General features: G+C 70.5%; 10 protein-coding genes. 4 read left to right on the forward strand and 6 right to left on the reverse strand.

Annotation, left to right across the window (positions count from 1 at the left end):
* The 3 genes from AB0J04_RS40545 to AB0J04_RS40555 form a co-directional block, all read right to left on the reverse strand.
* Positions 1-3,649: ABC transporter ATP-binding protein (locus tag AB0J04_RS40545; protein ID WP_363173685.1), on the reverse strand; the 3,649-nt coding region annotated here is incomplete at its 3' end.
* A gap of 93 nt (positions 3,650-3,742) precedes the next feature.
* Positions 3,743-4,768 carry an esterase-like activity of phytase family protein gene (locus tag AB0J04_RS40550; RefSeq protein WP_363173686.1) on the reverse strand — a complete coding sequence of 342 codons (1,026 nt, stop codon included), beginning with the start codon at positions 4,766-4,768 and terminating at the stop codon, positions 3,743-3,745.
* Positions 4,769-4,825: 57 nt separating this feature from the next.
* A complete protein-coding gene (locus tag AB0J04_RS40555) occupies positions 4,826-5,680 on the reverse strand; it encodes a serine hydrolase (protein ID WP_363173688.1) in 855 nt (284 codons plus the stop codon).
* Between the two features lie 338 nt (positions 5,681-6,018).
* On the opposite strand from AB0J04_RS40555, the gene AB0J04_RS40560 reads away from it, so the two are divergent.
* The 3 genes from AB0J04_RS40560 to AB0J04_RS40570 all read left to right on the forward strand — a co-directional run bounded on the left by AB0J04_RS40560 (position 6,019) and on the right by AB0J04_RS40570 (position 9,903).
* The gene (locus AB0J04_RS40560) at positions 6,019-8,385 is read left to right on the forward strand and encodes a glycosyltransferase family 39 protein (RefSeq protein WP_363173689.1); all 2,367 of its coding nucleotides are present in this window, start codon (positions 6,019-6,021) and stop codon (positions 8,383-8,385) included.
* A 211-nt stretch (positions 8,386-8,596) separates the two neighbouring features.
* Positions 8,597-9,403, forward strand: a complete 807-nt coding sequence (locus AB0J04_RS40565) for an endonuclease (RefSeq protein ID WP_363173690.1) — start codon at positions 8,597-8,599, stop codon at positions 9,401-9,403.
* Positions 9,404-9,462: 59 nt separating this feature from the next.
* Positions 9,463-9,903, forward strand: coding sequence for a hypothetical protein (locus AB0J04_RS40570; protein WP_363173691.1), 441 nt, complete (start codon positions 9,463-9,465; stop codon positions 9,901-9,903).
* 115 nt (positions 9,904-10,018) lie between these two features.
* Here AB0J04_RS40570 and AB0J04_RS40575 read toward each other — a convergent pair whose 3' ends face one another.
* The 3 genes from AB0J04_RS40575 to AB0J04_RS40585 all read right to left on the reverse strand — a co-directional run bounded on the left by AB0J04_RS40575 (position 10,019) and on the right by AB0J04_RS40585 (position 11,979).
* The gene (locus tag AB0J04_RS40575) at positions 10,019-10,336 is read right to left on the reverse strand and encodes a hypothetical protein (protein ID WP_363173692.1); all 318 of its coding nucleotides are present in this window, start codon (positions 10,334-10,336) and stop codon (positions 10,019-10,021) included.
* Between the two features lie 465 nt (positions 10,337-10,801).
* Positions 10,802-11,410: a hypothetical protein gene (locus AB0J04_RS40580; RefSeq protein WP_363173693.1), complete on the reverse strand. Its 609-nt coding sequence runs from the start codon at positions 11,408-11,410 to the stop codon at positions 10,802-10,804.
* Between the two features lie 5 nt (positions 11,411-11,415).
* Positions 11,416-11,979 carry a sigma-70 family RNA polymerase sigma factor gene (locus tag AB0J04_RS40585; protein WP_363173694.1) on the reverse strand — a complete coding sequence of 188 codons (564 nt, stop codon included), beginning with the start codon at positions 11,977-11,979 and terminating at the stop codon, positions 11,416-11,418.
* Positions 11,980-12,214: 235 nt separating this feature from the next.
* Here AB0J04_RS40585 and AB0J04_RS40590 point away from each other — a divergent pair, with 235 nt between their 5' ends.
* Complete coding sequence (locus AB0J04_RS40590; protein ID WP_363173695.1) at positions 12,215-12,637, forward strand: pentapeptide repeat-containing protein; 423 nt, start codon at positions 12,215-12,217, stop codon at positions 12,635-12,637.
* Positions 12,638-12,795 lie beyond the last annotated feature (158 nt).

Genomic DNA, 12,795 nt, shown 5'->3' on the forward strand with positions numbered 1-12,795 from the left:
CGTGCGTACCGTCCTCCACCACCCTGCCGTGGTCCATCACCACGACCCGGTCCGCGCGGGCTGCCGTGGTCAGGCGGTGGGCTACCACCAGGGTGGTGCGGCGGCCTGCCAGACGGTCTGTCGCCTGGTTGACCAGGGCTTCCGTCGCCAGGTCCAGGGCGGCTGTCGCCTCGTCGAGGAGCAGGACGTCCGGGTCGACGAGTTCGGCGCGGGCCAGTGCGATCAGCTGACGCTGGCCCGCGGAGAGGTTGCGGCCGCGCTCGGCGACCTCGTGGAGGTAGCCGCCGTCGAGCGTCGCGATCATCTCGTGCGCGCCGACCGCCCGCGCCGCCGCCTCGACCTCGGCGTCGGTCGCGGCCGGACGGCCGTAGGCGATGGCGTCGCGGACGGTGCCGGGGAAGAGATACGCCTCCTGCGGGACGACGCCCAGCCGGTGGCGGTACGAGGTGAGGTCGAGGGACCTGAGGTCCGTGCCGTCCACCGTGACCCGGCCGCCCGTCGGGTCGTAGAAGCGCGCCACCAGCTTCACCAGGGTCGACTTGCCGGCGCCGGTCTCGCCGACGAACGCGACGGTCTGGCCCGCCGGGACGCTCAACTCGATCCCGGTCAGGGCCTCTTCGGGTTCGTCGGTGGACCCGTACGCGAAGTGCACGTCCTCGAAGGCGATCTCGCCGCGCAGGGAGAGCACTTCGAGAGGTTCGTCGGCCGTCTTCGTGGACGTCGGCTCCTGGAGCAGTTCCTGGATGCGGCCCAGGGACACCGTCGCCTGCTGGTAGCCGTCGAAGACCTGGGAGAGCTGCTGGACGGGGGCGAAGAACAGGTCGATGTACAGCAGGTACGCGACCAGGGCGCCGGTCGTCAGGGTCGCCGCGTCGACCCGGCCCGCGCCCGCGATCAGGACCGCCGCCGCGGCCACCGAAGACAGCAGCTGCACGAACGGGAAGTAGATCGAGATGAGCCACTGGCCCCGGATGCGCGCCCTGCGGTAGCTGTCGCTGCGCTCCGCGAACCGCGCGCCGCCGTCCCGCTCGCGCCGGAAGGCCTGCACGATCCGCAGCCCGGACACCGACTCCTGGAGGTCGGCGTTGACCGTGGACACGCGCTCGCGGGCGAGCTCGTAGGCCTTCACGCTCGCCCGGCGGAAGAAGTACGTGGCGATGATCAGGGGCGGCAGCGTCGCGAAGACGACGAGCGCGAGCTCCACGTCGATGACCAGCAGGGCGACCATGATGCCGAAGAACGTGACGACCGAGACGAAGGCCGTGACCAGGCCGGTCTGGAGGAAGGTCGACAGCGCGTCGACGTCGGTCGTCATCCTGGTCATGATCCGGCCGGTCAACTCCCGCTCGTAGTAGTCGAGTCCGAGCCGCTGGAGCTGGGCGAAGATCTTCAGGCGGAGGGTGTAGAGGACGCGTTCGCCGGTGCGGCCGGTCATCCGGATCTCGCCGGACTGCGCGATCCACTGCACCAGCACGCCGAGCAGCGCGAGCAGCGAGGCGGCCCATACGGCGCCCAGCGCCGTCCGCGTCACGCCCTGGTCGATGCCGTGCCGGATCATCACCGGCAGCAGCAGGCTCATCCCGGCGTCGACGGCGACCAGGCCGAGGCTGACGAGCAGGGGTGCGCCGAAGCCGCGCAGCAGCCGGCGCAGGCCGTAGGACTCCTCGGGCCGGACCGCCTGCCCCTCGTCGACCTCGGGTGTGTCGACGGCCGGGGGCAGCGCCTCCACCTGGGCGAGGAGTTCGGGGGTGGCCGGCGAGTCGGCGAGGGCGGTGTCCTTCGGCCGCCGGTCGCCGGTCCACAGCCGGGGGGTCACCCCGCGCTCGGCGTCGAACTCGGCGTCCAGCTCGTCCCGGACGGAGGTGTCCTCGCCCGGCGCCACCGGCTGGGCGCGGCCGGGCGATACGCCGCCGAGCTCGTCGGGGTCGGTGAGCAGCCTGCGGTAGAGCGGGGAGCGTTCCTGGAGCTCCTCGTGGGTGCCGAGGTCGGCGAGCCGGCCGGCGTCGAGGACCGCGATGCGGTCGGCGAGGTTGAGGGTGGAGCGGCGGTGGGCGATCAGCAGCGTCGTGCGGCCCCGCATCACCTGCTTCAGTGCCTCGTGGATCTCGTGCTCGACGGCCGCGTCCACGGCGGAGGTGGCGTCGTCGAGGACCAGCAGCCGCGGGTCGGTGAGGATCGCGCGGGCGAGCGCGACGCGCTGGCGCTGGCCGCCGGAGAGGGTGAGGCCGTGTTCGCCGACCGTCGTGTCGTAGCCCTTGGGCAGCTCGGCGATGAAGCGGTCGGCCTGGGCGGCGCGGGCGGCCGTCTCGATCTGCTCCTGGGTCGCGTCGGGACGGCCGTAGGCGATGTTGGCGCGGACCGTGTCGGAGAACAGGAAGGAGTCCTCGGGGACCAGCCCGATCGCGGCGCGCAGCGAGTCGAGGGTGAGCTCGCGGACGTCATGGCCGCCGATCAGCACCGCGCCCCGGGTGACGTCGTAGAAGCGGGGGAGGAGGAGGGAGACCGTCGACTTGCCGGAGCCGGAGGAGCCGACGACCGCGAGGGTCTCGCCGGGGCGGATCTCGAAGGTCAGCCCGTCGAGCACCGGGTGGTCGGGGTCGTAGCCGAACGCGACGTCGTCGAACTCGACGGCGGCGGGGGCGTCGGCCGGGAGTTCCTTGGCGCCGTCCCGCATCGACGGCTCGGTGTCGATCAGCTCCAGGACGCGTTCGGTGCCCGCGCGGGCCTGCTGGCCCACCGTGAGCACCACGGCGAGCATCCGGACCGGGCCGACGAGCTGGGCGAGGTAGGTGGAGAAGGCGACGAACGTGCCGAGGGTGATGTGCCCGCGCACGGCCAGCCAGCCGCCGAGCGCCAGCATGGCGACCTGGCCGAGGGCGGGAACGGCCTGGAGGGCGGGGGTGTATCGCGAGTTCAGGCGGATCGTGCGCAGCCGGCCGGCGAACAGGCGGCGGCCGACCTCGGCCAGCTTCCCGGTCTCCTGGTCCTCCTGCCCGAAGCCCTTCACCACGCGTACGCCGCTGACGGCGCCGTCGACCACGCCCGCGACCGCCGCCGCCTGGGCCTGCGCGTACCAGGTGGCGGGGTGGAGCTTGGTACGGCTGCGCTTGGCGATGTAGGCGAGTGCGGGCGCGACGGCGAGGGCGACCAGGGTGAGCGGGAGCGACAGCCACGCCATGATCACGAGGGAGATCAGGAAGAGGAGGAGGTTCCCGATCGTCATCGGGAGCATGAAGAGCAGACCCTGGATGAGCTGGAGGTCGCTGGTGGCGCGGCCGACGACCTGGCCGGTGGACAGCTCGTCCTGGCGGCGGCCGTCGAGCCGGGTGATCGTCTCGAACATCTCGGTCCGCAGGTCGTGCTGGACGTCGAGGGCGAGCCGGCCGCCGTAGTAGCGGCGGATGTAGGTGGCGACGTAGACGAGCACGGCGGCGCCGATCAGGGCTCCCGCCCAGGGGGCCATGTCACGGGTGTGGCCGCCGATGACGTCGTCGATGATCACCTTGGTGACCAGCGGGACCAGCGCCATGACGGCCATGCCGACCAGGGAGGAACCGAGCGCGAGGACGACGTCCGTCGGGTGGCGCCAGGCGTACTGGGCCAGCCTGCGCGCCCATCCTCGTGGTTTCTCCCCCTGTTGCACTGCCACGCCGGGACCCTCCTTCAGACCTGAATCTTCCGGAAGGCACCAACGTCGAAGGAAGCGGATTTCATCCCTCCGCAACAACCGGGGCGGTGCGCGTCAGACGCGTACCCGCAGGTAGTAGAAGCGGGTCGTCTGCGTCGCGCCCTGGTTGTCGTCGCTGACCAGGAGGACCTTGAGGCGGCCGCGCTCCCGGCCGGTGATCACCATGCCCTCGATGTTGTCCAGGAGGGGGTTCGGCTGGGGCTGCTTGGCCGTGGCTCCCAGTGACGGGCAGGTCACGATGTCGGTCAGCGGCGTCTTCCTGATCAGGCGGACGTCGCCTTGGCCGGTCAGGTTCTCGATGCCGGTCGTGTTCGTGGCGCGCCGCGGATCGGCCAGGTAGAGACGGACCGTGTTGCCGACGCCGGCGGTGAAGCCGCGCTCCAGGACCAGGAGGCGGCCGTCGGGGGTGGCCTGCACCTCGGGGACGCCGAGGCCGGCGTCGGTGCGGTAGGCGTACTGGGCGCCGAGCCTGAAGTGATCGCCCTTGGTCCGCTGCCAGGTCTGGAAGCGGACGATGCCCGTGCTGTCCCCGGAGATCGCGTACTCCATCGACGCGAGGAGGGTGCGGCCGCCGGGGAGGAGGGTGAGGCCCTCGAAGGTCTGGTTGGCGGTGGCCCGGCCGGCGGGGGCGACCAGGAGCGAGGACGGGACCGGCAGGCGGTCGAGGATCCGGCCGTCGGCGCTGTAGCGGCGGATGGACGGCTCGGTCTCGGAGGTGATGAGCCGGGTGCCGTCCCGGTCTATGACCAGACCCTCGGAGTCGAGGGCGGCGCCGTTCTCGTCGGCGAGCGGCACGACCTTCTTCGGGGCGAGGGTGGTGGCGTTCAGGTCGAAGAGGGAGGAGCGGTCGGACAGGGCCGCGAGAGAACCGCCCCGGTCGAGGGCGAGCGCGGAGAAGTTGCCGACGAAGGTGCCGTCGTAGGTCGTCTTGTCGAGGACGTCGGAGAAACGGTCGAGGGAGACGGACGGCGAACAGGCGTTGCGTGCGGCGGTGTGGGCGTTCGCGGGCCCGGCGGCGGTCAGAGCGGTGGCCGCCGCCAGGCCGGCGGTGAGGGTGGCGAGTACGGTTCGCAGGCGCATGGGCGTCACCGTAGGACGGACCGGTGACGGGCGGTGGGACAGCGCGTAAAAGATCGCTCAGGACGCGGCCAGGTCCTTGTGGACGACCTTGGCGACACCCTGAATGGTCGTGATGCCGTAGTTCATCGTGCTGTTGCCGTGCGTGAGGACGCTGATCATGTAGTCGTGGCCGCCGCCCTTGAAGGTGCCGACGCTGTGCACCCGCCAGCCGTGCGTGGCACGCGACAGCCAGCCGTTCTTGACGTGCCAGGAGACGTTCGAGGGCCGCCCGTACGGCGTTCCCCAGCGCTGTGCGGAGACGACCTGGCCCATCAGCGTGTTGACGTAGCCGCGCGAGGCGTCGGTGAGGACCGTGTTCTTGGCGGTGAGCAGCTTCATCAGCTTCTGCTCGTCGGTGACGGTGATCTGGGTCAGGCCCCAGTAGCCGTTCGCGCCCGGCTTGGTCTGCGTCATCTTCGCGGCCGTCAGGAAGCCCCTGATCTTCGTCAGGCCGAGCTGCTTCCACAGGGTGGAGGTGGAGGCGTTGTCCGACTTGGTGATCATGGCCTTCGCGAGGGTCTTCTCGCGGCTGGTCAGCGCCCGGTGCGTTTTCTGCGCGTCCCACAGCAGCGCGGACAGGACGGTCACCTTGACGACGCTGGCCGAGTCGTAGGCCGTGGAGGCGCGCAGGGTGCAGGTGGTGTCGGTGCTGCGGTCGTAGACGCCGACGGCGATCGTGCCCTTGCGGTTCGCGAGCGCCGCGGTGATGTCCTTCTTCAGCTTGGCCGCCAGCCCGCTCTTGGCCGACGTACAGCTGACGGTGGGGGTGGCGGCCGTCGCGGGTGCGGCGGTGGCCACGCCGGTCATGAGAACTCCGGTGCCGAGTGCGGTGGCGACCAGACCCCTCCTGCATCTGAAAGTCCGGTGAGTCATACACGGTTGACTCACCAGTTCGTATGAATGGTTGTACGAATGCCCAGGGATATCGGAGATACCGGGGATGCCGGGGATCCCGGGGATGCCGGGGATCCCGGGGATGCCGGGGATCCCGGGGATGCCGGGGATGCCGGGGATCCCGGGGATGCCGGGGATGCCGGGGATCCCGGGGATGCCGGGGATGCCGGGGATCCCGGGGATGCCGGGGATGCCGGGGATCCCGGGGGATATTGGGGAACGCCTGGGCAACCCGTTACCGGCCCCAGGGCCTCTTCACAGGCAGCGGCCAGCTTCGACACAGCGACCACCCACAACCGGCTTACAGCATGCGCAGGGTGACATCTGCCACCGATCCGCACCCCCACCCGACCGTGTCCCCCGACTGGGCCCCGCCGACGGCGACCGCCGAGGCGCCGCCACCGGACAAGGCACCACGCTGGTCACTCCCCGCGCTGCTCGCGATCCTGGCCCTGGCCGCCGTGCTCTACGGCTGGAACCTGTCGGGCAACAGCCTCAACAGCTTCTACAGCGCCGCGATCTACAGCGGCACGCAGAGCTGGAAGGCGTGGTTCTTCGGCTCGCTCGACGCCGGGAACTTCATCACCGTCGACAAACCGCCCTTCGCGCTCATGATCATGGGCCTGTCCTGCCGGATCTTCGGTTTCGGCACCTGGCAGATGATGGCGCCGGAGATCGCGGCGGCCCTGGGCACGATCTGGATCCTGCACTCCTGCGTGAAGCGGGTGTTCGGGCACGCGGCCGCGGCCATCGCCGCGCTGGTGCTCGCGCTGACGCCGATCACGGTCGCGATCAACCGCGACAACAACCCGGACACCGTCCTCGTGCTGCTGATGGTCGCGGGCGCGGCCCTCGCGCTGCGCGCCACCCGCGACGACCGGCTGCTGCCGCTCATCGGCTCGGCCGTGTGCTTCGGCCTCGCCTTCAACACCAAGATGCTCCAGGGCTACATCGCCCTGCCCGCCGTCTTCGCCGTGTACGTGTACGCGTCGAAGCCGGGCTGGAAGAAGAAGGTCGTCAACCTGACGCTGGCGGCCGTGGCACTGGCCGTCTCCAGCTTCTGGTGGGCGGCGGCCGTCTCCCTCGTCCCCGCCGACGACCGGCCGTACATCGGCGGCTCGACCGACGGCAGCGCGTGGAACCTGATCATGGGCTACAACGGCCTCGGCCGGGTCCTCGGCGGCGAGGGCAACGGCGGAGGCGGGGGCGGCGGAGGCGGGGGCGGGGGCGGCGGCACCTTCGCCGGGACCGCCGGCCTCGGCCGGATGTTCAACGACGTCCTCGGCGGCCAGATCTCCTGGCTGATCCCCTTCGCGGGCATCGCGTGCGTCGCCGGCCTGGTGCTGTGCGGCCGCGCCGCGCGCACCGACGTCACGCGGGCCGCGCTGGTGCTGTGGGGCGGCTGGCTCGCCCTGCACTACCTGACCTTCGCCATGGCCGAGGGCACCATGCACCCGTACTACACGACCGCGCTCGCCCCGGGCATCGCGGCGCTGTGCGGTGGCGGCGGCGTCATGCTGTGGCGCGCCTTCCGCGGCGGCGACGTCCGCTGGTCCTGGGTGCTTCCCGCCGGGCTCGTGGTCACCGGCGTCTGGGCGATCGTGCTGCTGCGCCGGGCCACCGGCTGGAACACCTGGCTGTGGCCGACGATCGGAGTGCTCATGGTCCTGGCGATCGCAGGCCTGTTCGTCCTGCGGTCCGCGAGCTCCGGCACCCGGCTGCGGCTGCTCGGCGCGTCCGTCGTCGCGGCGATCGTGGCGGCCCTCGCGGGTCCGACCGCGTACGCCGCCTCGCCGGCCTTCGGCTCCTCCAGCGGCATGATGGGCGGCACCAACCCGACCGCGGGCCCGTCCACCGGCGGCGGCATGGGCGGTCCCGGCGGCGGTGGCCGGGGCGGCGGCAACGGCGGCGGTCCCGGCGGCCGGACGCCGGGCGGCACGCAGGCGGGCGGCCAGGCGAACGGCGAGTTCCCCGGCGGCGGCAACGGCCAGATGAACCCGGGCGGCGGCAACGGCGAACTCCCGCAGGGCGGCGGCGCGCCGAGCGGCGCTCCAAGCGGCCAGGACGGCCAGACCGGCCAGACCGGCCGGGGCGGTCAACAGGGCGGCGGCAACGGGGAGTTCCCCGGCGACGCCCAGGGCGGCGAGACCGGTGGCGCCGGCGGTGCGCCCGGCGGCGGGGGCATGGGTGGCGGCGGAGGCATGGGCGGCGCCGACAGCCGGCTCATCTCGTACCTGGAGAAGAACCAGGACGGCGCCAAGTGGCTGATCGCGGTGTCCAACTCGCAGAGCGCGGGCCAGATGATCCTCAGCACCGGCAAGCCCGTCATCTCGATGTTCGGCTTCACCGGCTCCGACAACGCGATGACCCTCGCCAAGCTCATGGAGCTGGTGAAGAAGGGTGAGCTGCACTACATCCAGCTCGGCGGCGGCATGGGCAGGGGCGGCGGCGACAGCCAGAACCAGGAGCTCACCACCTGGGTGCAGAAGAACGGCACGGCGGTGAAGGAGAGCGAGTACAGCTCGACTTCTACGTCGGAGTCGACGTCGGAGTCGACGTCGGAGTCGACGTCGACGTCGGAGTCGACGTCGGAGTCGACCTCCGAATCGGGCACCTCGTCCTCGACCTCGGCCTCGTCCGACACCTCCACCGTCTACCGGCTGGACGCCTCCGACGTGAGCTGACCGGTACAGCGCCAACGGCCCCCGACTCTCATGTCGGGGGCCGTTTCCGTGCGCTCTCGACGCCTTCCCCGTGCATCAACTCGCGTAGACAAGGGGCAATTTGCCGGTTCCCGACATCTGATCGACATGTCAGATTCATTGCCATGACCGCATGTGCATGTCACTCTCCCGATTGCCGCCTCCAATCAACCCGCGTAGATCGGACACCCACATGCTGGCGACACGCATACGCCGATGGAAGTCGGTGGCGCTTGCCACCTCTGCCGTCCTGGTCGGCCTCACCGCGCCCGCGCTCACCGCGACCCCCGCCGCGGCGACCACGACGGCCTACGACGCGACGTACTACAAGAACGCGGTCGGCAAGACGGGTACGAGTCTGAAATCCTCGCTGCACACGATCATCAGCGCCAACGTCACGAAGATCTCGTACTCCGCGGTCTGGAACGCGCTGAAGGTCACCGACCAGGACCCGAACAACAGCAGCAACGTGATCCTGCTGTACAGCGGCGTCTCGCGCAGCAAGTCCCTCAACGGCGGTGACGTCGGCGACTGGAACCGCGAGCACACCTGGGCCAAGTCCCACGGCGACTTCGGCGAGGCGATCGGCCCCGGCACGGACCTGCACCACCTGCGCCCGGCGGACGTCCAGGTCAACAGCATCCGCGGCAACCTCGACTTCGACAACGGCGGCAGCACGGTCACCAACGGCGGCGGCAGCCTCGTCGACTCCAACTCCTTCGAGCCGCGCGACGCCGACAAGGGCGACGTGGCCCGCATGATCCTCTACATGACCGTCCGCTACGAGGGCGACGACGGCTGGGCCGACCTGGAGCCCAACGACTCGGTCGGCAACGGCAGCAACCCGTACATGGGCCGCCTCTCGGTCCTGAAGGCATGGAACGAGGAAGACCCGCCGAGCGCCTTCGAGGAGAAGCGCAACCAGGCGATCTACGACACCTACCAGCACAACCGCAACCCGTTCATCGACCACCCGGAGTGGGTCGAGGCGATCTGGTAGTCCCGGCGTGACGCACTGAACGCGCACTGAACTCCCCTTGCCCAGATGTGGAGTTCAGCTTGTTCGGACACGCTTCGCACCCGCTCGCCGCAGCAGTCGTCGCCGACTGGACCAGGGTCGGGATCCCGGTCCACGGCGACGGCGACGGCCATGCCCACGTGGTCGGCGACCTGGCTCTCCGCCTCCCCGACGCAGCGTCCACGGGCGTGTTCCTGTCCTGGTACGCGCCTGCCGGCGATGCCGAACCGGCGGCCCTGCGCGACGTCGCCGGCAGCTGTTTGCTCGAACCCGCGGCACACGAGCCCGCCCCGTGGCGGCCGGGTGCGAACTCGGCGCGGCCCCGGCTGGACGGGGAGACCAGCCGGGGCCGTGAGGTGGTGGCCGCGGAGGGCGGTCGCCTCTCGGCGGAGGGCTCCCCGGGGCTTCAGCCGGACGATCGTCCCCATGGGCTGCAGGTGAGGCCCGGGTACACTGCCCCCTCCGCAGCCACATACAGATGAACCGTCAACCGCCCCTGGATGTTCCGCCGTTGGCACCACATGAGGTGTGAGCCGAGGCACCCTGAGGTGCCGCGAACGGGGTCGGCGCGCTGGTGCCCGCCGTGGGCCGGTGAGCTCATCGGGCGTGGTGCAGCCAGCGCTGGAGGGTGTTGTTGACGTCTGCCGGCAGGGCGCTGAGCTGGTCGATGACGGCACGGTCCTCGGGCATCGGGGGAATGCCGGCGACGGTGAGTGCCGCATGCAGGGCGAGGCGTTGCTGATCGTGGGGGGCGAGGAGGTAACCGACGCGGTAGGCGGGATTGGGCGGCGGCAGGAAGTGGTCGAGGTCATCGCAGTGCTGGACGGGAGTGGGCCAGGCAGTGTCACCGGGGTGTGCTGCGTAGGGGTCGACGACGGCGCACGTACTGAGGCTCTCGTTGTTCCAGGGGGTCATTGCTGTCTCCTCGCCTGCGAATTGCGGATCACAGGCCCAGAGCGCCGCAAGGGTCGCTTCGGTTGCGGCCCCGACCGTAAGTCACGCTGACGGCGTCATCGACTGCTGATCACTTGGTGTGACCAGCAGATGGCAGCCGGCGCCGCACCTCGGCGGCGTCCGGCCGGAAGATGGTGACGGAGTGTCACCCGAGTCCGTGGTCCGGCCGGGCGCTGGCGGGCGTGGCGGCGGGTGGTTCTCGGGGATGGCAACGAAGACGAAGAGCGGTTCACGAGCAGGTTCGGAAAGGTTGACGAAATCCCGTCAGATCGAGTCGATCGGGCGGGACCTCACGGGTCAATACGTCTAGGCGACCGCCAGGTGACATGACGCCGAGATCATCAGTAACGGACGAAGAGTGGGAGTTCATCGGGCCGTACCTGCCGATCGGCGAGTACGGCCCGTATCCCGAGCGGCTGCGGCAGCCTAGTTCGCGCTGTTGTCGGTGCCGGCCTTGGCCGGGTCACCGGCCTCGGAGTTCGTAGTGCCGGCGCCGCCGCCGGTGGGGAGGCTGACGCAGTCGGGCGCCTTGCCCTTGACCAGCACCATCGAGCCGGTGATCCCGCTGGCGGACTCACCGAAGGCGATGAGCGCGGTGTACCCGGTCGGGACCCCCGTCACATCGACGGTGACCGAGCCGTCGTCACCGGTGGCGGCCGTGACGTTGGCCGCCTGGTGGCCGGCTGCGGCCTTCGCCAGTACGTCGATGCCCGTGCAGCCCGAGCGCACCGGCACCGCGACCACCGGTAGGCCCAGGTTGTGGAGCTTGGCGTTGGCTCCGGCCATCCCGGAGGGCCAGCCGACCCGGACGGTCACCGTGCCGTCGGCGTTCTGCGTCACCGCGTAGGCCGGGCTGCTGCCGGTCAGCGTCACCATCGTGGTGGCGGCCACGCCCGCGGTGGCCAGAGCGCCGGCGGTGAGCCACATCGGGCGGCTTCCCCGGCGCGTCGCGGGCGCGGGCGGCTGGGTGTACTGGAGCGTCGGCCCGTGCTCCTGCATCAGGTCGGCGAAGAGCTGGTCTGCGAACTTCGTCATTGTCATCACTCCTGGTCCTGTCGGTCGTTTTCCGTCGTCTTCCGCAACCGGCCGCGCGCCCGCATCAGCCGCATCCGCAGCGCCCCCGGCGACATGCCGAGCGCGGCGGCTGCCTCCTTCGGGCGAAGCCCCGCGATGTCCACCAGCTCCACCACCGAACGGTCCAGCGCGGGAAGCGCGGTCAGCTCGGTCACCACCCTCCGTCCGGCGCGCTCCGCATCGATCCGGTCGAGCAGTTCCTCCACCTGATCGCCGTCCAGTTCCCGGCGCCCGGCCAGGCGCACGGTCTTCTCCCGCTGCTTGCTGTGCGCCTGGCAATGCGCCGCGTAGATCCTCCGCGCGATGCCGAAGACCCAGGAGCGCGCAGTGCCCTTGCGCGGGTCAAAGGTGCCGAACGAGGTGATCACCTGAACAAAGGTGTCCGCAGTCAGATCCGCCACGGTGTGCGGATCGGCACTGCGTCGCGCGAAGTACGCGGTTACCGCGTCCACGTGGGATCGGTAGAGCCGCTCGAACTCGGCGGCGGAGTCGGCGGTGCCGCCCTCGGCGCTGTCGGGGTCATCGCCCACGGGAGGCCGTGGTGGATGTCGTGGCTGAACCAGCTTCTGTCGTGGTTGTGTCGTCGACTTACTCACACCCCCAGTTGCCGATCCGCCGCGAAATCGTCACACACCGACGTTGGACTCCCTCGCCGCGTTCACGGGGCCTTCCCGCACATACGAGGCCCTGCGACTCCGGTCGGAGCAGCCCGTTTCAGTTGTCCGACAACGACAGACCCGTTCAAGAGCCGGCACGATGTCCAGCATGGGCCGGCTGGTGACACCGAGGGAGAACCTCGCATCCTGCCGTCAGCACGCCGCTCTCCAGCGGGAGTCCTTTGACGGTGCCGATCTCGCTTCGGTGCGCTTGCGGCAGTTGTGGTTCACGCGGTGCACGTTTCGCGAGACGGATCTCCGCCAAGCCACCCTCGACGGCTGCTACTTCAAACTGTGCGATCTCCGCGGGGCGAATCTGAGCGGTGCCTCCCTGCGGGGAGCCTCTCTGGCGGGCTGCGATCTGACCGGCGCCGACCTGCGCGCCGCGGATCTGACCGGCGCCCGACTCGGCCGGGTCCTCACCGGTGCCCCACCCCACGGGCTAACGAATGCCACCGACGTCAAGCTCGACAATGCCGTTCTCCGCGATCTCCAACTGGAAGAGGTCATCGGCTGGCCCATCACCAGGTGATCGACTCGCGCCGGAAGCGCGAACACATGCAGTGGGCGTCGACCAAGCCTTGGAATCGATCAACGGCTAGTGCCGCGGCAGGCAACGTTCGCCCCGTCGCGACGCCCGGCACGCACTCTCGCCGCACCGGCCGAAAGCCCAAGTACGTCCAGTACGAG

The organism is Streptomyces sp. NPDC050263 (genome assembly GCF_040655955.1).
Taxonomy (GTDB): Bacteria; Actinomycetota; Actinomycetes; order Streptomycetales; family Streptomycetaceae; genus Streptomyces.